This window comes from Bartonella sp. HY761, assembly GCF_026743145.1.
Lineage (GTDB): Bacteria > Pseudomonadota > Alphaproteobacteria > Rhizobiales > Rhizobiaceae > HY038.
This window is the reverse complement of sequence record NZ_CP104887.1, coordinates 2,537,311-2,563,290: the sequence shown is the minus strand read 5'-3', so window position 1 is coordinate 2,563,290 and position 25,980 is coordinate 2,537,311. Positions and strand designations below refer to the sequence as shown.

The 25,980-nt window shown below is 40.6% G+C and carries 20 protein-coding genes; 12 read left to right on the top strand and 8 right to left on the bottom strand.

Annotated features, from left to right (window positions below; genetic code table 11):
* Positions 1-158 precede the first annotated feature (158 nt).
* The 3 genes from N6A79_RS11070 to N6A79_RS11060 all read left to right on the top strand — a co-directional run bounded on the left by N6A79_RS11070 (position 159) and on the right by N6A79_RS11060 (position 6,415).
* Entirely contained in the window at positions 159-815 is a 657-nt protein-coding gene (locus N6A79_RS11070) for a hypothetical protein (protein ID WP_268545976.1), read from the top strand.
* 498 nt (positions 816-1,313) lie between these two features.
* Positions 1,314-4,268, top strand: coding sequence for a hypothetical protein (locus tag N6A79_RS11065; RefSeq protein WP_268545975.1), 2,955 nt, complete (start codon positions 1,314-1,316; stop codon positions 4,266-4,268).
* Between the two features lie 686 nt (positions 4,269-4,954).
* Entirely contained in the window at positions 4,955-6,415 is a 1,461-nt protein-coding gene (locus tag N6A79_RS11060; protein ID WP_268545974.1) for a sensor histidine kinase, read from the top strand.
* Between the two features lie 99 nt (positions 6,416-6,514).
* On the opposite strand, the gene N6A79_RS11055 is transcribed toward N6A79_RS11060, so the two are convergent.
* Positions 6,515-7,348 (bottom strand): aldo/keto reductase, encoded by an 834-nt coding sequence (locus N6A79_RS11055; protein WP_268545973.1) that lies wholly within the window; start codon positions 7,346-7,348, stop codon positions 6,515-6,517.
* 665 nt (positions 7,349-8,013) lie between these two features.
* On the opposite strand from N6A79_RS11055, the gene N6A79_RS11050 reads away from it, so the two are divergent.
* On the top strand, positions 8,014-10,083 hold the full coding sequence (locus N6A79_RS11050; protein WP_268545972.1) for a TonB-dependent receptor domain-containing protein: 2,070 nt from the start codon (positions 8,014-8,016) through the stop codon (positions 10,081-10,083).
* A gap of 89 nt (positions 10,084-10,172) precedes the next feature.
* Here the strand turns inward: N6A79_RS11050 and recR are convergent, their stop codons facing one another.
* The 3 genes from recR to N6A79_RS11035 all read right to left on the bottom strand — a co-directional run bounded on the left by recR (position 10,173) and on the right by N6A79_RS11035 (position 12,573).
* The gene (recR, locus tag N6A79_RS11045; RefSeq protein WP_262078631.1) at positions 10,173-10,778 is read right to left on the bottom strand and encodes a recombination mediator RecR; all 606 of its coding nucleotides are present in this window, start codon (positions 10,776-10,778) and stop codon (positions 10,173-10,175) included.
* 385 nt (positions 10,779-11,163) lie between these two features.
* Positions 11,164-11,784, bottom strand: a complete 621-nt coding sequence (locus tag N6A79_RS11040) for a L,D-transpeptidase (RefSeq protein WP_262078630.1) — start codon at positions 11,782-11,784, stop codon at positions 11,164-11,166.
* A 348-nt stretch (positions 11,785-12,132) separates the two neighbouring features.
* Positions 12,133-12,573: a hypothetical protein gene (locus tag N6A79_RS11035; protein WP_262078629.1), complete on the bottom strand. Its 441-nt coding sequence runs from the start codon at positions 12,571-12,573 to the stop codon at positions 12,133-12,135.
* A gap of 512 nt (positions 12,574-13,085) precedes the next feature.
* Between N6A79_RS11035 and N6A79_RS11030 the strand changes: the two genes are divergently transcribed.
* Positions 13,086-13,679, top strand: a complete 594-nt coding sequence (locus N6A79_RS11030) for a Spy/CpxP family protein refolding chaperone (RefSeq protein WP_268545971.1) — start codon at positions 13,086-13,088, stop codon at positions 13,677-13,679.
* A 277-nt stretch (positions 13,680-13,956) separates the two neighbouring features.
* Here N6A79_RS11030 and N6A79_RS11025 read toward each other — a convergent pair whose 3' ends face one another.
* Entirely contained in the window at positions 13,957-14,187 is a 231-nt protein-coding gene (locus N6A79_RS11025) for a DUF2093 domain-containing protein (protein ID WP_410007263.1), read from the bottom strand.
* A gap of 496 nt (positions 14,188-14,683) precedes the next feature.
* On the opposite strand from N6A79_RS11025, the gene fdnG reads away from it, so the two are divergent.
* From fdnG to N6A79_RS11010, 3 genes are read left to right on the top strand one after another with little or no spacing between them, the layout of a single operon-like run.
* Positions 14,684-17,767: a formate dehydrogenase-N subunit alpha gene (fdnG, locus tag N6A79_RS11020; RefSeq protein WP_268545969.1), complete on the top strand. Its 3,084-nt coding sequence runs from the start codon at positions 14,684-14,686 to the stop codon at positions 17,765-17,767.
* An 11-nt stretch (positions 17,768-17,778) separates the two neighbouring features.
* Positions 17,779-18,723, top strand: a complete 945-nt coding sequence (gene fdxH / locus N6A79_RS11015) for a formate dehydrogenase subunit beta (protein WP_182417680.1) — start codon at positions 17,779-17,781, stop codon at positions 18,721-18,723.
* Entirely contained in the window at positions 18,713-19,423 is a 711-nt protein-coding gene (locus N6A79_RS11010) for a formate dehydrogenase subunit gamma (RefSeq protein ID WP_262078624.1), read from the top strand. The genes fdxH and N6A79_RS11010 overlap by 11 nt, the downstream gene beginning before the upstream one ends.
* Before the next feature lie 104 nt (positions 19,424-19,527).
* Here N6A79_RS11010 and N6A79_RS11005 read toward each other — a convergent pair whose 3' ends face one another.
* Both N6A79_RS11005 and N6A79_RS11000 read right to left on the bottom strand, forming a co-directional pair.
* Positions 19,528-19,917 carry a hypothetical protein gene (locus N6A79_RS11005; RefSeq protein WP_268545968.1) on the bottom strand — a complete coding sequence of 130 codons (390 nt, stop codon included), beginning with the start codon at positions 19,915-19,917 and terminating at the stop codon, positions 19,528-19,530.
* Positions 19,918-19,990: 73 nt separating this feature from the next.
* Positions 19,991-20,590, bottom strand: a complete 600-nt coding sequence (locus N6A79_RS11000; protein ID WP_182417677.1) for a transglutaminase-like cysteine peptidase — start codon at positions 20,588-20,590, stop codon at positions 19,991-19,993.
* Positions 20,591-21,188: 598 nt separating this feature from the next.
* Between N6A79_RS11000 and argJ the strand changes: the two genes are divergently transcribed.
* From argJ to N6A79_RS10980, 4 genes are all read left to right on the top strand, one after another.
* A complete protein-coding gene (argJ, locus tag N6A79_RS10995; RefSeq protein WP_268547583.1) occupies positions 21,189-22,430 on the top strand; it encodes a bifunctional glutamate N-acetyltransferase/amino-acid acetyltransferase ArgJ in 1,242 nt (413 codons plus the stop codon).
* Positions 22,411-23,220: a GNAT family N-acetyltransferase gene (locus N6A79_RS10990; protein WP_268545967.1), complete on the top strand. Its 810-nt coding sequence runs from the start codon at positions 22,411-22,413 to the stop codon at positions 23,218-23,220. The genes argJ and N6A79_RS10990 overlap by 20 nt, the downstream gene beginning before the upstream one ends.
* A gap of 45 nt (positions 23,221-23,265) precedes the next feature.
* Complete coding sequence (locus tag N6A79_RS10985; RefSeq protein WP_182417675.1) at positions 23,266-23,670, top strand: (deoxy)nucleoside triphosphate pyrophosphohydrolase; 405 nt, start codon at positions 23,266-23,268, stop codon at positions 23,668-23,670.
* 502 nt (positions 23,671-24,172) lie between these two features.
* Positions 24,173-24,445, top strand: coding sequence for a hypothetical protein (locus tag N6A79_RS10980; RefSeq protein ID WP_182417672.1), 273 nt, complete (start codon positions 24,173-24,175; stop codon positions 24,443-24,445).
* A gap of 48 nt (positions 24,446-24,493) precedes the next feature.
* On the opposite strand, the gene N6A79_RS10975 is transcribed toward N6A79_RS10980, so the two are convergent.
* Positions 24,494-25,960 (bottom strand): nucleobase:cation symporter-2 family protein, encoded by a 1,467-nt coding sequence (locus N6A79_RS10975; RefSeq protein WP_268545966.1) that lies wholly within the window; start codon positions 25,958-25,960, stop codon positions 24,494-24,496.
* Positions 25,961-25,980: the final 20 nt, after the last annotated feature.

Below are 25,980 nucleotides of genomic sequence, written 5' to 3'. Positions count from 1 at the left end.
TTACGTTATCGGCATTATGTGGTATTATATTATCGCCATATAATAATTGAAGAAATAGATCGTTTGAAGCGAACTATTTGGTTGAAAAATGAATAGTCGTCTTTATTGGTTGTAAAACTGGCCCAAGATGATTGATCCTAAAAAGGATGATGACTAAGGTGAGCAAACTAAAAACAGGTATTATCATTACTGGAACTCTAGTATTGAGCATTAGTGTGTCTGGCTGTGTCAGCGGCCCAACCTATGGTACGGATAAATCATCCGGCCAACAAATGGTTGATGATTTTTCAAACCTTTTCTCATTTAGGACAAATAAAAATTCCGGCATTGAAGTAAAGCCACGACCTGAACTTGTGCGCCCTAATGAGGCAACAAAAAACAATTTGCCAACCCCTCAGCAAAGTGTTGCAAGTGCAGGTTCGCCAGATTGGCCAGAATCACCCGAACAAAGACGCAATCGTTTGCGTGCTGAGGCGACAGCTAATCAAAATAATCCTGATTATGTATCGCCAATCACCAGTTCTCCTGGTAATGCCGAGCGTTATTTATCGTCTGGTATTGATGCTGCTGCTGATCGTGCTGATAGAATGCCTACTCAGGCTGTCGCGAAAAAGCAACGCGAAGAATATTTGCGTCGTAAAAAGGAAGCTAGCGGCGGCACCGCAACAGAGCGTAAATATTTGAGTGAGCCGCCTATTGCTTATCGCCAACCTGCTGCCACCGCACCAGTTAATGAGCAAGGTCCGGACGAAGCGCAAAAAGAGCGTGAACGTAAGGCTAAATTAGGTAAGAAAAGCAGCATTTGGCCATTTTAAACTAAAGTATATAATGATTGAATTCAAAGCCAGCTTGTTAGTTCAAGTTGGCTTTTTGTTATATACCAAATTAATTAAAATAAAATATGCTTGTGGTCGTAGCAAATGCGTTTGATATTTTTAAATATTAAATAAAATGGGTAGAAGCTTGTTTAAAATCAGTTAAGCCTTAGAGTTTGACGTTAAAAGTTTTAAATACAATTAACAATTGCCGGTGTTATTAAAAACTAAAAAATATTAGCTGCCGCTGTAGAGTGCGACTCACCTTAATTTACACTAGTTTATAATATTTAATTTCGCCTAATTAAGCTGTTTAACTAATTTAGTATATTGCGCCAATGATATGCATGGCTAATAGGCGGTTATTTTTAAGCTAAAATGTGGTTTTATTAACCCTTAATCGGATTCTTATACAAAACGGCTTCACACTCTTCCATAAATGCATTAGAAGCTTATATATATGAAAACAAGTACTAAATGTAAGAGATTTATCGCTTTATGGCAGACTTTGTAGGACTTTTAAAAAAAACCATAGACGCACAAAGTAATATGACGCCGCAGTTGCGGCAGCGTATATATGAACGTGCAAAGGCCGCAGTTGAGCGTAAACTTTCCGAAAGTCCGCTTGCGCAAGAGGTTGTCGATGAGCAGCGTGCAATATTGCAGCGTGCAATTGATGAAGTTGAGGCTTATTATCTTGCACAAGAAGGGCTTGATGAGCTTTTGGATTTTTCTTTTGATGAAGACAAATATCAAGAGGAAACCGTAGTCGAAAGCCAACCGCTTGGCACGCTTAAAACTCAACAATATAGTTCTGAAGTTGTCGTTGATCATTCAGCTAATGAAACAGACACAAACGATCAGGAGTTAACGACTGAGCCAAGCATATTGCCTGCACATGATAGCGTTAATGCAAAAATTGATATGGTGTCTCAAAGTTCTGAGGTCTTTAAGTCCGAGGAGCATAGTCTTGATGGCGTTAACGAACCTGCTCATGTGGAGCCACTATCTGATACATTCATATTGCCGATTGCCGATCAACATCGTTTAAGTAATGAAAATAGCGTAGAAGCTACTGAAACTTTCAAAGATGAAACAGTAGCAACCGAGCAAGCACGATTAGAGCTAATTGAGCGTGAACGTGAAGAAGAACGTCGTATTGCTGCAGAGCAAGCTTTAAAGCTAGCTGAGGATCGCGCACGCTTTGAAGAGAATGAGCGTCAACGTGAAGAAGAGCGCAGAATTGCTGCAGAGCAAGCCTTAAAGCAAGCTGAGGATCGCGCACGTTTTGAAGAGAATGAGCGTAAACGCGAAGAAGAACGCCGAATTGCTGAAGAACAAGTTTTAAGGCAGGCGGAAGAACGTGCAAAATTTGAAGAAAATGAGCGTAAACGCGAAGAAGAGCGCCGAATTGCTGAAGAGCAAGTTTTAAGGCAGGCGGAAGAACGCGCAAAATTTGAAGAAAATGAGCGTAAGCGCGAAGAAGAACGCCGAATTGCTGAAGAGCAGGCTTTAAAACAAGCAGAAGAACGTGCAAAATTTGAAGAAAATGAGCGTAAGCGCGAAGAAGAACGCCGAATTGCTGAAGAGCAAGCTTTAAAACAAGCAGAAGAACGCGCAAAATATGAGGCTGAGCAACTTAGTCTTGCACAAGAAGAGGTAGAAATTGCACAAAAAGCGCGACTTGAAGCGGAGGAAAAAGCTAAGCTTGAGGAAGAAGCAAAGATAGCAGCTGAGGCAAGCGCTAGCGAAGATGAAGGCGCACGTTTGGCAGCATTGGATCATGCGGCAGCCCAAGAAGCTGCTATAATCGAAGCTAAGTCAAAAGCGCGCGATGAGGAATTGGCAAGGCAAGCGAGTGAACAACATCTTGATGCAAAAGAAAAGGCCGTACTTGAAGTCGATGCTCGTTTGAGTATTGAGGGTGCTAAAACCATCTCGCCACGCAAAACTGAAAACAGTAATTTTGATCCATCTGCTTATCGAGCTTTCGATGGTAATCTTGATATTGCTGCGGAGCGTGATATTGCTGGTGCCCGTAAAGATGTGTCACGCGGTCAAACTGATGATATCATGCCGATGCCACCTTTGGTGCGTGGTTCAGCTACAAAAGTTGATGTTAGCAGCCAAGCTAAAGAGGTAAAGGTGGCATCATCATTAAATGATGATCTACTAACCTCAAATGATCGTTCACTGGAAAAGGGCGATGCATCAATAAGCAAGGTGGATGATAATTTTGACCTTGTTTCTGATATCTTCAGTCAATCTTCAAGACGTGAGCAAAATCGCACACGCAGCCATATTGTCATCATTATATTTGTTTTTGCCATTATAATTGCAGCTTTGGCAGCTGGTATTTATTTTTATTTAGAAGGGCAAAAAAATAGTGCAGCCGTAGAGCCAAAGCCTGCGGTAAGCGAAAATGTCGATGGTAATGCACAGGCAGGAATAACAACACCTGATACCATAGCGCCTGTGGAAGGGGAGAGTGACTCAAATGGAGAAGTCCCTCTTGTCCATCCACCAAAGCCCGCCGATCAGACCACACAAAGCGATCCTACTGCTTCTGAGCCGGACAAAATTACAACAAGATTATTGCCTGACGGACGCGAAGTTACCGCCGGACTTTCACAATCAGGCGCTGACACAGGCAGTGAAGGTACATCATTAAGCCAAGCAACATCAATTGCTCAACGTAGTTCAGTGGCAAAGTTTTATGAACGTTCAACTTCAATTTTGCCTGCCACTGCCAGTCCCGGTATGGTTGATTGGAAGCTTATTCGTAATAAGGGCAAGGACAACGGTCCTGATGAGCTTGCAATACGTGGCGATATTATCATTCCTGAAAAGGACTTGTCAGCAAGAATTACAATTCGCCGCAATGATGATCCTTCAATTAGAGCAGATTTTTTGATCGATATGATTTTCATTGTTCCTGAAAATTTTGATGGTGGATCTGTTGCAGATATTGGAAGAGTTTTATTTAAAGCTGCAGAAAATTCAACTGGGCAGGAATTATCTGGCATGTTGCCAGTCAAGGTTGATCAAAATTTCTTTATTATTGCAGTATCTTCAAATGCAAGCGGGAGTAACCGCAATCTTAATCTTGACGTGATGCGTCAGTTTCGCTGGATTGCCATGCCTGTTATTTATGAAAATGGTCGTGTAGGTGAGTTTGTCATTGATAAAGGTGATTTTGGTGACAATATCTTTAAACAGGTTATTGATGATTGGATTGCCAAAGGTCAGTGGGCACAAAATGGAAACATAGCAAATGGTTCAGCTCCAGTTTCCGTTCCATCGGTACGGCAACCAGCACAAATTGAGCAGCCTGCGGTTAATCAAGTTCCTGTTCCAACACCTATGCCAAATAATGTGCCGGTACCAAGTACCCCAGCAAATGTTCCTACGCCGAGCTCTGTTCCAGTTCCATCTGCACCACCTGAACAGTAAAATGCCAGAACAATAATTTGATAGTATATTAATTGAATTCCTCAAACCACAAAATAGGCGCTTTATGTTTTAATGCATAAAGCGCCTATTTGTTTGCTTTTATATAATTGGTGCTTTTCTAGGAGCTGTTTGCCCTTGAAAATATAACGAAATCATTAGTCTCAGCAATTTTATGGCACGATACGAAGCAGAGTTATCAATTAAAATGCAATAAGTGAAACGCTATCTGCAGAATTTTATTTAAGAACAAAGCCCAATGGACTGCAAAAATATACAAGAGTGGAAACGAAGAGTTGGTATATACTCGGTTGAGTTCGGGACGCGTTGATTACAGCTATATTTGTGTATTTTGCATGAAATAAGTTTCCCGATAAATGTGTCGATGAGTCTTTAAAAATTGACATTCTTTGCTTCTCTTCTTCTCGTTATTACGAAAGATTTTTATATTATTTGCTAAAATTAATAGGCGTCTTAGTGACTGCGAGAAGATCTTGATATTTTCAAAATACAAAATTCGATAAAAATCATTCAACTTTACAATATAGATTGTATGAAAAAAATAAAAGATACCCCTTTTAATATTTTATATTCGCTACATATAAGTGAGGAAAGAATTACTTATAATAAAATACTAATATTATAAAATATAATACCATTATTATTATAATTACATTTGGGGAAATTGTATGTCCAATAGTTCATTATCAAATTTACCCCCAATCAATCCAGATATAAAGGTTGCACCAAGTACTACGGCCACGAATAGCCTAAGGCAAAAAGCCATTGCGTTGACATTATTTCTAGTCATTGCGGCAGCTGCAGCCGTTTTTCCATTGTCTAAAGCGATTGATCGCCATCTTTTAGCCGTATCATCGACCACAGAGCTTAGACATTTATGCGATCATCTTTTACTTAATCTTATTGCGCAAACAGAAGCCGAGCGTGCTTATTACCTAACAAGAAATCCTGAATACGATACAAAATTCACGCATAGTACTGAGGAGATTGACCTTAATCTTGGCCAACTTAATAGCATTACCCGAGGCAATGCAGTGTGGCAGGCATGGTACCAAGACGTTGCTATAAATGTTCTGTTAAGACGGGAATATTTAAAACAATTGATGTCTATCACTCGCCTGCTACCTAATAAGGTTGATGCTGCCTTAAAGCCACGTGTAGAGGAAAGATTAACAACAGGTCCTATTACCAAGCTGATTGTCAATTTCATTGAGCAAGAAGAACATTTACTAATTTCCAATTATGATCGACTTAGGCTTTTACGCTCAATTCTTAACTATATCGCTTTAACCGCAATTATAACCACCTTTGTTTTAGCTTATTTTGTAAATCAGCAGTTAAATCGTGACGTGGAGCAACTAAAAAATTATCAAAATCGTTTGGGATTAAAAAATGCTTTATTGGAGCAGCGTGTAAAGGAGCGCACCAATGAGTTGGAAACTGCAACACAATATGCTGAAAAAGAGCGCCAGCGTGTTGAATTTTTATTGCAAGATGCAAGTCACCGTATTGGCAATTCTTTAGCAACGGTTTCGTCCTTATTATCCATTCAGATCAATCAATCAAATAAAGATGAGGTGAAATCAGCCCTTATAGTCGCGCGCGATCACATACAGACTATTGCTACAGCTCATAGGCGGTTGCGCCTGTCGGAAGACATGGATACAGCTGATACTAAAGATTTTTTTGAAACTGTTATAAATGATATTGAGCTGTCTTTACCGCAACCGAAGCGAGCAAGGATTACGATTAAGACCAATATCGAAAGTCTTCGCATTAGCGCTCGTGATGCGACAACTTTGGCAATTATTGCAGGTGAGCTTGTAACCAATGCAGTCAAGCATGCGTTTATACCTCAAGAACCGGGAATTATTGCTGTTACACTAAAAGGACATGACGACGGCACATTGAAGCTCATTGTTGAGGATAATGGCAAAGGCTTCCCAGATGACATGGCTAAAAATAAAAGTCTTAGTGGTAAAGGCTTAGGTCACCTTATCATTTCCAAATTGAGCATGCAATTTGATGCAAAACCAATATTTGAAAATAAACCAGATGGCGGAGCAAGGATTATTCTTGAACTTGAAAACTTGAAACTAGTATCCCGTGGAAATTTTCGCTTGAGATAGGCTATTTAAATTTTTTAGCATGTGCGGCTTTAAAATTTTGTGACCGCACATTTTAAAGTAATGAAGCTATTTTATTTAACGCTGGCATTCTAAAAGTTTCTACAGCATTTCTAAGCGTGTTTTGGACGTAGGTGCTGAAAAAACTTTATCTAATAGTAACAGATCCTCTTCAGTCAAATGAATAGTTAATGCCATGAGGTTCTCATCTATGTGGATTGGATCTGACGCTTTGGGAATAGCAATGATATTTTCAATGCGTAATACAAAGGCAAGTGCAATCGCGGCAGGCGTTGCCCGATATTTTTGGGCTATTTGATGTAATTGTGGATATTTTAAAATACGCGCTTGCTCGATTGGGGAATAAGCCATGATTGGAATGGCTTGGCTTTTACACCAAGGCATAAGATCAAACTCTATCCCACGTCGTAAAAGATTGTAAAGCACTTGATCCGTAACAATGGAGTTTGATGGCGCTATTTTTTGGAGTTCTTCCATATCCGCAATATCAAAGTTACTCACGCCCCAATGTTTTATCTTGCCTTGTTCTTTCAAGGCTTCAAAACTCTCAACGACCTCTTCCAGTGCAAAAGCACCTCGCCAATGTAACAGATATAGGTCTATATAATCCGTATCGAGGTTGCGTAAACTACGCTCACATGCATGCTGTATGCGTAGGCGGCAGGCATTGGATGGTAATACCTTGTCGACAAGAAAAACATCATCACGAAACCCTTGCATGGCTTCGCCTACTACTTGCTCTGCACCGCCATCACCATACATTTCAGCAGTATCGATAAGAGTCATGCCCCTTTGAATACCATGACGTAGAGCATCGGCCTCTTCGCTCATTGGCAGACGGCCTTGCCCCATGCCCCATGTTCCTTGGCCAAGAGCCGGTATAGAAATACCGTTAGGTAGTGTTGCAGTTTTCATTAAAACCTCGAATTACAAACTAGTGCATAAATTAGCACAAGACCTTTAGCCGTCTTATATTGCCGCTCTCCCAACTATTTCTAGGGGGGCTATTTGTTAAATATATTTAAAAATATGAATATATTATTTATAAGCAGACATAAAATTATGTTTTACTTAAAAGCTAGGTCTTTTGCCTCAAAAGCTTTCGTGTTGGCGTTGGTCAATCAAAGGGGGATGGTTTTGCATTAAAAATGGCGGTTTTATTTAACTTGATAAGCTATTTTTAAAAATTGTAGTCTTTACATGTTAAATTGCTAAAATGTCTTAAAAATACTGTTTTTTGACTAATTATTAAGCGGGAAAAAACTAAAATGACATAATATGCAGTGGTTGAAAATTAGAGCGCTGTAATGATAGCAATATATAAAATATAGTCGATTTTCAGCCTAATTTGTGATTCGATTGACTATATATTGGAAAAAATGCAGGACAATTTGGGGGCTGAAGCTGCAAATATATTAGCTCAATTTATAAAATTTTAACCATATTTCATTGTCGTTTTTATAATATGTCTAAAGACGCTTAAATAACTGTATTTTATGCCTTGCCAGTTGTTGACATTAAAAAGAATTAATTTCATCAGTCTTTTAATATGACATCGATTATCATATTTGGAGAGTGGAATGAAAACGAAACTATCAGCAACGATAGGAGCGCTTATTGTAGGGGTAAGCCTGTTATCGTTAGTACCGCAATCTTTTGCTCAAACTTCAGCCGAGCAAACAGATAGCACTGAAGAAGAAGGGCAAAGTCGCAACGGCAATACTGTGCTATTAGATACGGTTGTTGTTACTGGTACATCTGTTGCTACAAATTTGGTTGATGCGCCTGCCAGTGTTTCCGTTGTTGGGCAAGAGCAGTTACAACAACGTGCAGTGCCTGATATTACTGAGATTTTGCGTACTGTACCGGGCGTTAATGTCGGTTTTGGTAGCGATGGTACACGCGGCATTAGTATGCGCGGCATGGGGTCTGGCTATACGCTTATTTTAATTGATGGAAAGCGTGTTAACGCTGGTCTTACCACGATGCGTCACTATAATGGTGATCTTGATTGGGTGCCAATTGATGCAATTGATCGCATTGAAGTTGTTCGCGGACCAATGTCAACCCTTTATGGTTCGGATGCCTTGGGCGGTGTTGTCAATATCATCACCAAACGTCCAGAAGGTAAATGGACTGGCTCATTAACAACCGAATATATTGCGCCAGCAAGCAGCGGCACAGGTACAACTCGTAAAGCAAAGGGCTTTATTGGTGGTGCAATCGTTCCCGGTCAGTTGGACTTCATGGGGTTTGGTAGCATTGGTCGTCAAAAGCCAGCAAATCCTAACGACCATGATGGCCTACAAGTGCCACGCGGTGTTGATGATTATGATCTTAATGGTCGCTTCACTTGGACACCAAATAAGGATCATCGTTTTGAATTTGAAGGTGGCGGAGCAAGGCAGAAATACAAGCCTTGGCTTGAACCTAACGAAGTAGATAATAGCGAAACTGAAATTCGTCGTGTTCACGGTTCTATTCGTCACATTGGTGATTGGGGCTTTGGAACATCAACAGTTACGGGACAAATTGAAGAAGCCAAAAATCTTCATAATACTACAAACCGTGCCGGTGCAGTCACTGGTTCAACCGCTATTTCCGTGACTACCGCAACTCTTGACGGTAAGCTTTCTATGCCGCTTACTCTGATGGGCTTTAAGCAGGATTTGACTATTGGTGGCGATTATCGTCACGAAAAAATGGTCGATGATGAAAACACCGGCAAGTTAAATACGTGGCTTGGTACAAAAGGCTCACCAGAAACAACAATGTGGACGGCTGCTATTTTTGCTGAAGATCAGGTTCATTTAACTGATGTATTGAAAATGACCCTTGGCTTACGTGTTGATCGCCATGAAAAATTTGGTACCCATACCAGCCCACGCGTCTATTTCAACTATAATGTTAATGACGCTTTAACATTGAAGGCAGGTTGGGCGCAGGCGTTTAAAGCGCCAAATCTACGTCAGCTCAACCCTCATTGGGTGCAAACATCACGCGGTCGCGGCTGCGGTGCTGTGGGCGGCCCATGCGAAATGGTTGGTAACCCAAATTTGAAGCCTGAAACAAGCAATAGTTTCGAAGTCGGCGGCTATTACATGCATTCCATGTTTGATGCCGGGCTTACCTATTTCTATAACGAGATTGATGATAAGATTACCTCAGCTCGCGTCGCAACTCTTATCATGCCTAATGGCACGAAATATGTGCAACAGGTCAATGTCGATAGAGCAAGAACGCAAGGTCTTGAAGGTAATTTCACCCTTTATTTCCATCCTAACTGGACATGGAATAATACGGCAACCTATCTTATTGAGTCAAAAAACCTTGAAACGGGTCAGCCGCTTTCAGCAGATCCAGAATATTCAATCCATACGGAGTTAACATGGCAAGCCCTAGAAAATCTTGCTATGACCGCATCGATGGATTTTTATGGCAAGCAGGTTGATTATACTATTGCAGAAACTTTATCAGCGCAAAATGTTTCCGCTTACAATATTACCAATTTCTCGGTAAAATATGATCCAACCAAGAACTTTACGGTAAGAGCAGGCGTTAACAATATTTTTGATAACCAGCCAAAAGCTGAATCAAATTATGCTGAAAATGGCAGAAGCTATTTTGTATCTTTAACCGCTAAATTTTAAAAATATTAAAGCGAGCCGGTATTTGCTATCGGCTCGCCTCATAAAGTGCTTAAAAATTTTATGATAAAGCCTTTGTGATGAAAATCGTATTATAGGCTAGTGCGAGCTTTAAGAGCGGCAGCAAGAGTGCCATCATCAAGATAGTCTAACTCACCACCCACTGGGACACCGTGCGCAAGGCGTGTTACCTTGACGTTGAACTCTTCAATTAGGTCTGTGATATAATGGGCCGTGGTTTGACCTTCTACTGTGGCATTTACTGCTAAAATAACTTCCCTTATATTACCTTGTGCAACGCGGCTCACCAATGATTTTATATTGAGTTGATCGGGACCAATACCATCAAGGGGCGATAATCTGCCGCCAAGGACGTGATATTTTACTGCCATGGTACCAGCTCGCTCCAGTGCCCAAAGGTCTGATACATCTTCAACAACAATTAAAATAGCGTCATCGCGTTTTGGGTCACAGCAAATAGAGCAGGGATCTATTGTATCAATATTACCGCAAACTGAACAAACCTTAACATTATCGGCAGCATCTTGCATCGCTTTTGCAAGCGGTGCTAACAATGCTTCTTTCTTTTTAACCAATTGCAATGCAGCTCGCCGCGCAGAACGAGGCCCAAGCCCAGGCACCCGCGCCAATAATTGGATAAGGCGCTCAATTTCAGGGCCAGCTATTGTTTTCGACATAGATATATATTCTCCATCAGGTGTAACTCAAATAGAGGATGGAGCGAAGCATATCAAGAACGCTTGGCTAAAATTAACTTAAAATTATCCATCGCGTGTTTTGCAACGATAAATCGGGGTGTTTAATTTTCATGAAATCGTAAAGATCTATAAAGACTTGTTCTTAGGTTTTTTAAAAATAAGTTCGCTATAAATTTAGCGTAATGGGAGGGGTGGAAAAGCAGTTATAGCTATTGGCAGCATTAATTTTATCAAGTGTTGTTAAGCATCGCATCAAAGACAGAAATTTGCTAAGTGGTTGATAATTTATATTGGCGAGCCTTTGGTAAGGTTATAATATTTGGTCTTTTATCATAAAAAATTATCATAAAAGACCAAAATTTGCCTATTGTACAATAACCTTGGTGCCAGTTGGAGTGTGGCTGTAAAGATCAATCACATCCTGATTGTTTAAGCGAATACAACCTGATGATATATTGCTACCAATTGTCCACCATTCTGGTGTGCCATGTAAGCGGTAAATGGTGTCGCGCCCATTTTTATATAAATAAAGTGCCCGCGCTCCAAGTGGATTATTAAGCCCCGGCTTCATGCCGCCAGCATATTGTCTTAGTTGCGGCTGTCGGCGTACCATTGATGCAGGTGGTGTCCAGGTTGGCCATTCCTTTTTTTGCCCAATATAAGCAGTGCCAGACCAGCGAAAACCATCACGTCCAACGCCGATACCATAACGCATGGCTTTGCCATTTGGCATAACGCGGAATAAAAATTTACTCTTAGTATCAACGATCAAAGTGCCGGCTTTTTCTGTGGTTGGGTAACTAACCACTTGGCGGCGAAATTCTGGTTTTATTTTGCTTTGATCAATGGCTGGAATCGTATAGCCCGCATCGCGCACAAGTGGATAGGTTGATGTAAAGCTAGTGGGGCCTTCACTGGTTACACAAGCTGATGTAGCCACTGCTCCTAATAATGCTAAGCCGCTGAATACTCGTTTCAGTTTCATTATATTATCCCATGTTAACTTAAATCATGCTTTATGTATTATGCAGCCTCCCAAAATTTATGCCAAGACTATCCGTGATTGAACTCTGTTGGCTGTATTAGTAAGAGCATGCAGAATAATGATTTGATATGATTAAATATTTAAGCTAATTTGGTGATATAATGATTAATATAGAATTAACCTTGATATACTTTGTTTATTTTTAAACAAATAAATATAATTATAAATAATTTAAGGGTGAGATCATATTAAATGGCATTTAAATTTTAAAAAAATTGTCAAAGCAATGACATAGGGTTGGCCTTGCCCATTAATATTGTATGTCGCTTGCGAGCAACTTCAAGCTTATTAATAATTAGCGTTTTGCAAGATTTGATATCCAATATAGGATAATTGATGAGCCGCATAAATAGGCATGATGAGATGGTCAAAATACCAAGCTGCATCCCAAATTGGCATAGATTTGTGTCGATCTGATTGCCGCTCTATACGATCGCGAAAACAGAAAAACGCGATGTGATCCTCTTTGTAGCAACTTACGCAGACATTGGCATCTTTATAATAGAGTTCAAACGCTATATCATTGCAGTTCTTGTCGGTGATGAATGATGCAATCTTGGTTTTTAATGATGCGTCATATTTTTCTTGCTGCCAGTCTTCATTTTCATCCTTATAACATGCATAACCATTGGTATCTTGCAAAGACCACCCATAATTTTCAAGATCTCCAATATAAGTTAAAAGCTTCGAGCGTGATTCATCAAGTTGCAGTATTATTGAATAGTTCATAAATCCCATATTGGCACCGTTAGAAATTAGGGTCAGGACTTTAAGTAAAATGGAATAATAATAGCCCTAAAGAACAAGATCAAATAGAGTTCTTGTGTGTCATAGAGTTGGTTTTTTTTATGAGCTGTTTACGTGACATCTATAGGGTTATGTCTATTTTGATAATAATTAAATACTATATGTAATTTATTTATATAAAAATTATTTATAAATAGTCATAAATTAATTATTTTTAATAAATTATAATATTAAAAAAGTCTATATTAATGATTTTTATAAATTTATAGCTGTTTTTTTCAAAAAATATTAAAATATTACAAAATTTTAATCTTATTTAATGAAATTATTGCAAATAATTAATCTTAATTTTACGGCAAGACACATTTTTGACTTAATTAAAGCTAATTTTAGACATGATTAAATTGAAGAATAGCTTCAACAAATGGTGTTGGGCCACCGGTTGGGACACTAGGTTTTATATTATTATAAATATTATTGTGATGGAGTAAAAAATGAAAAAAATGTTATTTTCTACGATGATGGTTGGTGCTCTTGCTTTGCCAGGTTTGGCATTCGCAGCGCCAGATGCTCCAAAGCCTACGGCTCCTCATGCAGAGCAAGCGCCAGTAGGTAACGGCCCGCGTGGACATGCAGGAGAAGAACGTCATGCTTTGCGTATGGCTGAACGTCTTTCCGCAATTGAAACAGCAATTGGTATTAAATCTGACCAGTTAGATAGCTGGCGTGCTTATACTGCCGCACTTGTTGGTTTAATGCCTGAGCCGCCACACGCGGATAAGGCGCCTCGCGATGGTGAAACTGCTGGCGGACCCGAAGAGCTTATTCTAGGTGAGCGTATGGCCGATCGCATGATTGAACAAGCTGAAAAGGCTAAGACATTTAAAAAAGCTGCCGAAGAGCTTCGTGAAAAACTTACACCTGAACAATTAGCGCGCTTAAATAATTTAGCTCGTGAAATGCGAGCAGAGCATGTTGGTGATAAGAAGCCTTCTCATGCTAAGCCTGATGGCGAGCATAAGGCACATGCAAAGCCAGATCATGGTAAGCCTTCACATCCAGAAGGTCAGCATAAACCGCGCCCATAATGAAAATTAACAGCATTGTGCTGTTTAAAATTGACTAAATTACTACCCTGAAAACTCCTAATACTTTACCACGCATCTGTTAAAAAAGCAGCTGCGTGGCTTTTTATAGTAGGCAGGCATAAATCTTAATTTGATTGCTTGGCTGTGCTGAAAGCAATTTTAACCAAAGATGAAAAGGTCTTGCTTTAAAATATGCCAAAAAATAAAAGCCATGCTTTAATACGCAAGTTTAAATGGATAATCCAAGGGGTTAGCAGTCGCCGCCAAAATTGTCGGCTTAAGTATTGGTGAGCACATCACGCAAATGCGGATTACATTCCAATTCACGCTCATAGGAAATCTGACAGCTTGCATAGGCTTCTTGCCGCTCAACATTCCAATAGCGTAAGTCGTCAAGAGGAATTTTCTCGCGGCTGACCGCGCATAAAACATAGGTTCCTGGAATTTCAATAACGTAATCGCCACCCTTATATTGAAGCTTAGCTTCATTGCCGCGTAAATTGTTCATATCCATGTTTAAATCCTTTTAGGCGCAGTTTTTATGCTATCATTTTGTATTATCAATAGAATAATTTGTTCGTTTTGCAAATGGTTTTCTGGTAACCAATGTTTTAAAAACAACCAGTGTTTTTAAAATCTGTAAAAAATGTTCAATAATCGCTTATTGGTTCTAAAGGCTGTGATTTTCATTAAAGCGATAACTGCTTCAAATTGAAACATTCTTCTTCTCATTAGAGGCTGTTACACAAGAAAATCAGTGTAAATTGATATTCTCACCTAGAATTGACTTTTAACCGTTCTAATTCTTTGACATTGTGTTAGAATAATTCTATGCATGCGCCTTTAAATAGGTACTTGCCTTGCTGGAATCTATGGTTAGAGAACTAAGGTTCAAGGATGCAAAGCTGAGCGCCGCAAAATAAAGCAATGTTTTAACAGCAGGTTGGTGAAGCTAAAAAAACAATAATTCACCAATATGTTGATAGAGATGGAGGATACCCGCCATGAATTTTGAGATCTCGCGGCGCGCCTTTTTAAAGGGTGCAGGCGCGGGGGTTGCTGTAACAGCGCTTGGCGCGCTAGGTTTTGACGAAGCAGAAGCTGCTGTACATAGTGCCATTCGTCCTTATCGACTAGCTGCTACCCAGCAAACCCGCAACACCTGTACCTATTGTTCTGTTGCCTGTGGTATTATCCTTTATGCTAAGGGTACTATGGAAAAGGGTGATGCTAAAATCGTTCATATTGAAGGCGATGTTGATCATCCAACCAATCGTGGTACTTTATGTCCAAAGGGTGCGGCGCTTTTCAATACGGTTAATGCGCCAACGCGTTTAACCAAACCAAAAGTTCGTAAGCCCGGTTCAGATCATTTTGAGGATATTAGCTGGGGCGAGGCTCTGGATAAAATTGCCCGCTATATGAAAGATGATCGCGACAAAAATTTTGTCGAGAAAAATGAAAAAGGTCAAACGGTTAATCGTTGGATTTCAACTGGTTTCCTTGCCGCTTCTGCAACAACCAATGAAACGGCTTTTCTTACCTATAAGGTAGTGCGCTCGTCAGGCATGCTGGTTTTTGATAATCAGGCACGCGTTTGACACGGCCCAACGGTGTCCAGTCTGGGCCCAACATTTGGTCGTGGTGCAATGACGAATGCATGGACAGATATCCGTGCAACTGATCTTGCCATTATTATGGGCGGCAACGCTGCTGAAGCGCATCCTTGCGGCTTCAAATGGGTAACTCATGCTAAAGAGCATCGGGGTGCGAAACTCATTGTTGTTGATCCGCGTTTTACCCGTTCGGCATCGGTGGCAGATTATTATGCGCCTATCCGTCAGGGCAGTGACATTGCATTCTTGCTTGGTGTTATCCGCTACTGCATGGAAAACGATAAAGTGCAGTGGGAATATGTGCGCCATTATACCAATGCTGCCTTTATTATTAAGGATACGTTTGAGTATAAGGATGGTCTGTTTAGCGGTTATGATGAAGAAAGCCGCAGTTATGATACATCCAGTTGGGCCTATGAAATGGGCGATGATGGCTTTGCAAAAATTGACGAGACATTGCAGCATCCGCGCTGTGTCTGGCAGCTTTTGCGCAAACATGTCGCACAATATACGCCTGAATTGGTAAACCGCATTTGTGGTACACCTATAGACAAATATCTTTATATTTGCGAACAGATTGCCGAATGTTCAAGCCCAACCAAAAACATGACTTCCATGTATGCGCTTGGTTGGACACAGCATTCTAAAGGCTCGCAAAATATTCGTACCATGGCGATGCTTCAGCTTATCCTTGGTAATATTGGTGTACGCGGTGGCGGCATGAATGCCTTGCGTGGTCACTCAAATATTCAAGGTCTTACCGATGTTGGCTTGATGTCCAATCTATTGCCGGGCTATATGAATATACCTAATGAAAAAGAGGTTGATTTAAAGACCTATCTTTCAACCCGCCAATTTAAGCCTTTGCGACCAAATCAGGTAAGCTATTGGAAGAATTATGACAAATTCTTTGTTTCCTTCCAAAAGTCAATGTGGGGCAAAGCTGCAACAAAAGAAAATGATTGGGCCTATGACTATCTGCCAAAGCTAGATATTGCCAATTATGACATTCTAAAAGCTTTTGAAATGATGGATAACGGCCAGATGACGGGCTATTTCTGTCAAGGCTTTAACGCGGTTTTATCATTCCCTAATCGCGCTAAGGTACAGCGTGCGTTGTCTAAGTTGAAATATTTGGTGGTGATGGATCCGTTAGAAACGGAAACAGCACGTTTTTGGGAAAATCATGGTGATTTTAACAATTATGATCCCAAAGATATTCAAACTGAAGTATTCCAATTCCCAACTAGCTGCTTTGCCGAAGATGAAGGCGCAGTGGTGAATTCTGGTCGTTGGTTGCAATGGCATTGGGCAGGGCAAAATCCTCCTGGTGAAGCAAAGTTTGATACTTGGATTATGGCACAAATTGGCTTGCGCTTAAAAAAGCTTTACCAAGAAGAAGGCGGTGTGTTCCCAGATCCTATCGTCAATCTTCATTGGCCTTATGAAGATCCGGAAGATCCATCGCCTCATGAACTTGCCAAGGAAATGAATGGTTATGTCCTTGAAGACGTTTATGATGACAAGGATCCAACCAAGAAAATCCTTGAAAAAGGCAAGCAGATTGGTGGTTTCGCCGCATTGCGGAATGATGGTACAACCGCAAGTGGTTGCTGGATTTATGCCGGTTCTTATACCGAGGACGGTAATATCATGGCACGGCGCGATAATACCGACTATGACAATGCCGGTCTTTATCAAAAATGGACTTTTGCATGGCCAGCCAATCGGCGTATTATCTATAATCGCGCTTCTGCCGATCTTGATGGTAAGCCTTGGGATAAGGATCGTAAGATTATTGAGTGGGATGGTGAGAAATGGGGCGGTTTTGACGTTCCAGATACTACACCAACCTCTGATCCACGCAGTGTCGGCCCCTTCATTATGAATGCCGAAGGTAGTGCGCGGTTATTCTCATTGGCAGGTTTGCGTGATGGGCCATTCCCTATTCATTATGAGCCATTTGAATCACCAATGACCAATTTGATTGCTCCGCATATTCGCGGCAATCCGGTGGCGCGTATCTTTGAGAAAGATTTAGCTCAAATGGGAGATCGTTCTGAATTCCCTTATGCGGCGACATCTTATCGCTTGACCGAGCATTTCCATTATTGGACTAAGAATAATCCGGTTAATGCTGCTTTGCAGCCGCAATTCTTTGTCGAAATTTCGGAAGAATTGGCGGAAGAAAAGAAAATTGAGCGCGGCGGTTGGGTGCGTGTTTGGAATAAGCGCGGCAGTGTCTTTGCTAAAGCCTTGGTAACCAAGCGTATCCGTCCACTCGATTGTGATGGTCAAAAAGTGCATGTCATTGGTATTCCATTGCATTGGGGCTTTGTTGGCGCGGCGAAAAAGGGCTTTGGTCCAAATTCGCTGACACCATTTGTTGGCGATGCCAATTCCAATACACCGGAGTTTAAGGCATTCCTTGTCAATATCGAGCCATCACGCGCGCCAGTTGATGTAAGTTAAGGAGGAAGAAAATGGTCAATATTAATCCTCCCAGCGAGGGACAGATAAAACCTAAATTTGGTCCTGATGATTACATCAAGGCTTCGGCATCTAATTTGCCGGAGCCTAGCCGAAAGCTTGAAGAAATTGCAAAGCTCATTGACGTGTCACGCTGCATTGGCTGCAAAGCCTGCCAATCAGCCTGTACAGAATGGAATGAGTTAACGCCGCCAATTGAAGAAAATGTCGGATCGTACCAAAATCCTCATGATCTTTCGCCTGATGCTTTCACTTTGATGCGCTTTTCCGAATGGATTAATCCAGAAACTGATCAATTTGAGTGGCTTATCCGCAAGGACGGCTGCATGCATTGCTCAGAGCCTGGTTGTCTTGCGGCTTGCCCATCTCCCGGGGCTATTGTACAATACTCAAATGGTGTCGTTGATTTTGTCCATGATAAGTGCATTGGCTGCGGCTATTGCGTTAAAGGCTGTCCATTTAATATTCCGCGCATTTCAAAAGTTGATCATAAGGCTTATAAATGCACTCTTTGCTCTGATCGTTTGGCAGTTGGTCAAGCGCCCGCTTGTGCCAAATCTTGTCCAACTGAAGCCATTATGTTTGGTAGCAAGGACGATATGAAAGCCCATGCGCAAGATCGAATTAAGGATTTAAAGTCTCGTGGCTATGACAATGCTGGTCTTTATGATCCGCAAGGCGTTGGTGGTACTCATGTGATGTATATTTTACATCACAATGATCAACCCCATATTTATGCTAACTTGCCCGATGAACCAAAAATCTCGCCGATTGTTAAAACATGGAAAGGCATTTCCAAATATGTCGGTATTAGCGCGATTACCGGTGCTATTGTTGCCACTGCTGCCCATGCTATGATGTTTGGTGCAAGCCGCGTTAAGAAAAAGGAAGAGATCGAGGCTAAAGAAGCCTTGAAGGAGGCCGAAGATGAAGCATAAATATTACGAAAAAGGCGATATCGTCACCGATGGCGAACCGGTTATTGTCAACCGCTATACCGTTGGCGCGCGGATTAATCATTGGATCGCTGCTGGTTCAATGATTTTACTTGCTTTAACTGGGCTTGCTATGTATTGGCCGCCTTTGTTTTTTATTGCCCATCTTTTTGGCGGCGGTCAGGTTATACGCGCCATTCACCCCTTTATTGGCGTTGTGATGGTTTTGAGTTTCGCTGGCTTATTTTTCCGTTTTTGGCGTTTAAACATTTGGGAAAATTCCGATTTAAAATGGGCTATGCAGGTCCATGATGTGCTCGGCAATCATGAAGAAAATCTACCTGAAATTGGCAAATATAATTTTGGTCAGAAATGTATTTTCTGGGCAATGTCGATGGGTTTAATTATTCTTATCGTTTCGGGCTTTATGGTATGGCAAGCTTATTTTGCGCAATATTTCAGCATTGAATTGCAGCGCTATGCCTTGCTTGCTCACTCGCTGATGGCGGTTATTATTATCGCAATCTGGATTTTCCACATGTATGCGGTTTACTGGATTCGTGGGTCATTAGGAGCGATGATAAAGGGCAAGGTAACTGGCGGTTTTGCTTGGCAACACCACCGTAAATGGTACCGTGCTATTATTGCCAATAAGGATCTTATTAAAGAACCGGAAGAGCAAAACAAAACGACAAAGAAATAAGTTAATTTAAAGCACTTTGGCTCTCTTAGAGTTAAAGTGCTTTAATCCTTTATAGCGCGCGTTCTCTAAAATTATGCTTTATATATTTTGACAGAATAGCAGTATTAAAACATGCTAGAAATATAGTCGATTAGTCTAACATCATAATTATTAGGGTCTAAGGGCCCGTCTAATGTTTCACCAGCTAAAAAATTGGTAAATGACATGAATGAAAATTGATGGTAGCAATTATCATTCGCTTTGGCCAAGAAATAAGCATCGATTTCAAAGGAATAGAGAATTGGGTCTTTGTTAAGATATAGTTCACGAACCTTTTGGTAGCATTGCTCTAAATCTTCATCCTTTTGCATCAAAATATGAATGACGATTTCACTAAAATCATAATGCAAGGAAAGGGATGATTTTTTCCATAAATCGCCATCAAACTGTGATAATTCTTGCCTTAGGTCATCAACAGGTTTACGCAATTTTTGAATAATAATATTATCATTCATCAGCAAGCTCTTTATCTGCCATTTATAAGATGTTTTGGGCAAAATTTAATGCGGTAATGATTGCAAATTATCCCTATTTAACCGCACCAACAAGCAAATCTTCTGGTTGTTCGATTGATACCCACTGACCGGTATTTTGGGTTGATTGGCGTTTAAGATAAAGATATTCAGTATCTTTCCAATTCAAGACCTTATCGCGCAAATTGTCTAAAATAAAATCACCACGGTCAGTCCGAATAGTGAGAACTGAATGGCCTTCGCCATCAGGTTTACGTACAACGGTGATAAGTAGGCTTGATAGGGGAATACCGCGTTGGTTTAGCTCGCGGCGCTTTAACAGCACATAATCTTCACAATCACCTGCATCAACAGGATAAGCCCAATATTCTTCCTTGCCGTAAAGTTCCATGTCTGTCGCTGGACGGATACGCGTATTGACATCATAATTCACAAACAAAATATTATCCCAAATTTCTTGGGTTAGTTTGATGGCAACAGGATTGCGGTCTTTTTGATTGCACTCTTTCGGCAATCTTTGGCAAAATTCATAATGGCCAATTGGTTGAGATGTAATGAAACCAGTTTTCATGAATGGACTACTGGCAAGCGCAAGGCTACCTGATGTTAGGCAAAAGCTAGTGGCAAGCAGAGCAATTTGGCAGATTTTACGCATTACAACTTAACCTGTTTTAAAATTTAAATCACTTTAACAAAACCATTTGGGGGTAAAACCACTTTGTAACAATGGATTTTAGTCTTTATGGCATGTCTTTGGCGAATTATTAACAAAAGGTTAACACTGCTTAAGGGGGGGCTGTCAATGGCACAAAAGCCACAATTGCATAATTATTAAAAAATGGTTAATAAATAAAATTATTGTAAATCAATTACTTGATGAGTTTTGCAATAATTGTTACAGCTTTAATCAAGAGTTGTTGAACAGAGTATGAGCATCATCCACACCTTAAATTTTAACAAGTTGGTTGGGTTTGGTATAAACATTAGCAAGTGTGCATATTCCGTATTTTTCAACGGTCTATTAGTTAACGCAAAACGACGGTTCATATAAAGCAATAGGAGAGTGGTATAGATTAGCTTCCAAGGTGATTCTCACTGATGAATTTATAGAAAAAAGCCTTAGATAAAAGTGTTTGTGCTGTGATTTTTGGTTTAAAAATTTCTTCACTTTCGTATAAAATGCTCTACACTTGCTTTGCTATTTCGCCTATCAATTTTGTTTTACGGTTTTAAGTCTTCAAAAGGAAAGCTATATTATGACAGCTATTTCGCCTCTTGCGCCACAATCCTATCCTGATATGCCAAGCCTAAAAGGCGTGCGCATGGCAACAGCACAGGCTGGCATTAAATATAAAAACCGTACTGATTTATTATTTCTCGTTTTTGATCAACCTGCTGATGTTGCAGGTGTGTTTACGCGTTCGCGCTGCCCTTCAGCAACTGTCGATCATTGCCGCGCTTCGCTTGCTCACGGTAAAGCAAAAGCTGTTGTGGTTAATTCTGGTAATGCCAATGCATTTACAGGCAAAAAGGGCAAGGTCACCACTACAAAAACGGCAGAAGCAGCAGCAGCTATTTTATCGTGCCGTGAGGATGAAATTTATCTTGCTTCTACGGGTGTTATTGGCGAGCCATTGGATGCAAGTCGTATTACCAATGTTTTGGATGGCATGGTTGAAACAATGCGCGAAGATTCTTGGCTTGATGCGGCGCGCGCAATTATGACGACTGACACATTTCCCAAAGTGGCAACGCGTAGCTTTGAGATTGATGGCATTAAGCTCACCATTAATGGTATGGCAAAAGGCGCAGGCATGATTGCGCCTGATATGGCAACCATGTTGTCTTTCGTCGTGACAGATGCGCCAATTGAAAGCATATTATTACAAAAAGCACTGAGCACTGGTACTGAAATCAGCTTTAATTCAATTACCGTTGATAGCGATACATCAACATCTGATACTTTGCTGCTATTTGCAACCGGCACGGCTTTGGAACAAGGCGTCAAGCCAATAACCGATGAAGCTGATCCGCGTTTTGCGGTGTTTAAAGCAGCCCTTAATGATGTGTTGCAAGATCTTGCCGTGCAAGTGGCAAGCGATGGGGAAGGGGCAAGAAAGCTAATAAAAATTAATGTGCGTGGAGCCACCGATAATAAAGCTGCAAAAAAAATTGCTATGTCGATTGCAAATTCGCCATTGGTCAAAACTGCTGTTGCCGGTGAAGACGCCAATTGGGGGCGGGTGGTTATGGCCGTTGGTAAAGCAGGAGAAGAAGCAGATCGTGACCGGTTAGCAATTTGGTTCGGTGATATTCGCGTTGCGGTTGATGGCGAACGTGACCCCGATTATAGCGAAGAAGCGACATCAAATTATATGAAAAATAGTGAAGTGTTGATTGGCGTCGATATCGGGCTTGGCAATGGTGAGGCAACGGTTTGGACTTGTGATTTAACTAAGGAATATGTGGCAATCAATGGCGACTACCGTAGCTAATCTTATCCAACAGCTTGAAGATAGTTATTATCGTAGTTGGGTTGCTGAAACATCCTATTATGATGGCGGTTGGCTGGTGCGCAAAACACCAAACAGTCCGTTTAAACGCTTAAATAATGTGACGCCGCTTAATATGGCTGATGATCATGATATTGAGCAGCGAGTGCTTGCCCATTGTGGAAGCCATTTAGAAAAGCCTTTGGCCATGCGGCTTATTCCATTAAGTGCGCCAAAGATTTTAAATTATGTCGAACGCCACCAGTGGAAAGCTTTGGCAAGTGTTGGGGTTTATGTGTTGGATTTAAAGGGCAGGGATGTGCTTGCAACCTTTGACAATTGCCCTATTGCTGATCTTAACCTATTTGCTGAAAGTGTTACAATTGGCGATATATCGATAGAACTTATTGACCCACAGCTTTATGCTGAGATTTCGATTGCCCATCATCAAGCAAAACCAAGCGAAGTTAAGCCGCTAAATCAATTGGTGCAGCGCTGTGAAGCAAAACCATATCCGCTTATTTTTAAAATAAATGGCAAAATTTTTGCCAATATATTTTTGGTGGAAGACAATGGCATGATCGGAATGTTTGATTTTGCACTTGCCCCCAATATGCGTGGGCAAGGTTTGGGGAGACAAAGTTTTAATGCTGTTTTGGAATATTTACGGCTTTTTGACGCTATTCGCTTTGTTTGGCTACAAATTGAAAGCACAAATGCAACAGCTTTGCATCTTTATAAAAGCTTTGGTTTTAAAAAAATCTATGCTTATGATTACTATATAGTCGATTAAAAATTTAAACGTGAAATCCCACATCACCGTGATATTGGAAATTATATGAAAAAATTACTATTGGTTGTTGCTTGCGCACTTATTGATGCCGATAATCGTATTTTATTGGCACAGCGACCAGAAGGTAAAAACCTTGCAGGGCTTTGGGAATTTCCAGGCGGAAAGGTTGAACAGGGCGAGGAGCCAGAAGCAGCTCTCATCCGCGAGCTTCATGAAGAACTTGGCATTACCACTAAGATTGATTGCTTAGCGCCCTTAAGTTTTGCGAGCCACACTTATGATGATTTTCATTTATTGATGCCACTCTATATTTGTCGGCGTTTTGAGGGGATTGCGAGCGGACGCGAGGGGCAAGCGTTAAAATGGGTGCGGGCGGATAAGTTACAAGATTATCCTATGCCACCTGCAGATCTGCCGCTTATTCCAGTTTTACGTGATCTTTTGGGATGAATATTAGATTTTGACTTGAAACTAAAACTTGACGGTTGATAATACCCGTTTCTAGTCTTGCATCTTTCTGTTGGAATAATAAATCATAAGAATGCAAGGCTTTAAGTATTTCTAGGTCATTGTTTTTATTTTATTTTTTCTTTTGTTCCAAAATATAAAAGTAACGCTTTTTTAACCAAAATTTATATTTTATTTTGCTATCAAACTTCGAATTAAAGGTTTTCTTTGTGTTTATATTATTGTTTTTAAATAATTTTATTTAATTCGACATTATTTTTTTGGAGTTTGCTCACGTTTTAATAAAGAATGTTTTCGCTTTTGACAGGCTTTTTGCGGTGAATCAATGCATAATGCCAACATGCGATTATTTTGTTGTAAATGTCATACAAAATAATCTGGGTGTCATATTAGAGCAAATTTGGCGTTTCCGCCTTAATTGTTCCGTAGCTGCAGAGCTTTTAAGAAAAGTAAGACTTCTTAAATAGCGAGTTTGGAGTTAATCATGCGTCATGCAAAGAACGTAGAATTTGAAAATATTGGCTCCATGGCTGGCGAATATTCCATGAAAGCTGGTGTTGGTTTTTTACGCGTTGTTCTGTTATTTGGCATGGCTGCTGTAATGTTAGGGCTTATTTTGGTGCCTCTTTTAATGCAGCGTGCAGATCACCAGTGGTCTGGTAATCTTTACCCAAATTTACCAGATCGAACTATTACTGGATCAATCAAACCCAATAATGATTCATCTACAGTAAAAGCAATTTTGCCAAATCAATAAACTTTATTGCTTAAAGGCATCAAAAGAAAAACTGTTTAAAAGCGGCTTTTAAGCCGCTTTTGTTTCTTCGCTCTCTGGAATAAATAGATTAAGCAAAATTGCTGTAACGCCGCCCATGGCAAGTGGTGAGCGCATAAGATCGGCAATAACAACAGGTACAGCGCTAATAAAGCTTGGTACAGTTTCAATGCCAACCCATGAAAATAAATGGGAAATCATTAAATTTACTGATATTGGGAAAGCTTCTATAAATTTTGGTACTTGTGCAATGCCAAGGCCTAATGCCAAAGATACAGCAATAATCAATAAGGCACGGCGATCAAGATTGATGCTTGATAGGATATTGATGCCTGAGGCGGCAACCGAGCCAAACATAATTAAAGTTGCACCGCCAAGGGCTGCTTCTGGCAAGGATTGGATAACAGCCGAAAAAATTGGGAATAGACCAAGAATCACCAAAATTGCAGCAATCCAAAGGCCAACATAGCGGCTAGCAACACCAGTTAATTGAATAATGCCGTTATTTTGCGCAAAGACGGAGCTTGGGAAAGTGTTGAAAAAGCCAGCAAGCAACGAATTGGCGCCATTGACTAAAACGCCGCCCTTAATGCGTTCCATCCATTTAGGACCCTCAACTGGTTCTTTGGAGATTTTACTGGTTGCAGTAATGTCGCCAACCGCTTCAAGCGATGTAACAAGATAGATAACAATCATTGGAATAAATAGCGACCAAGAAAATGAAATACCAAAATGCATAGGGCGCGGTATTTCAAAAATTGGTGCTTGTGCTAAGGGGACAAGATTTAAATCACGCATGAGTGCTGCTAGAATATAACCAACCACCAAAGCGAGCATAATCGCACTAGAGCGAAGCCAGATGTAATTCATACGATTAAAAATGATAATAAGAATAAACACGGTTAATGAAAGTATGAGATTATCAGGGCTGGCAAAAGTACCGTTTTTCATGGCTGCATAACCGCCACCCATGCTTATCAAACCTTCCTTAATGAGGGAAAGGCCGATAATTAAAACAACAATGCCCGTCACCAATGGTGTTACCATGCGCCGCACAAAGGGTAAAATGCGCGAAACGCCCATTTCAATGAAAGAACCTGCTATAACCACACCAAAAATGGTTGCCATAACCTGCTCAGCTGGAACGCCTTTTTCTACCATAAAAACGCCGCCGGCAATAAGTGGGCCAACAAAGTTGAAGCTTGTTCCTTGTACAATTAAAAGGCCGGCGCCAAGTGGGCCAAATTTGCGACATTGCACAAAGGTAGCAATCCCAGAAATCACTAGTGACATCGACAGGATCATTGATGTATCACGATCATTAAGCCCAACAGCGTTACAGATTAAAAAACCCGGTGTAATAATCGGCACAATAATCGCCAGTAAATGTTGAAAAGCCGCAAAAAACGCAATATGCGGCTTTGGACGAGCATCCATGCCATAAATAAGTTCACTATTGTTGGGTTGCGTTATTGGTGCTTCTTGGGGCGATGTCATGATGGGCCTATTTAATTGAC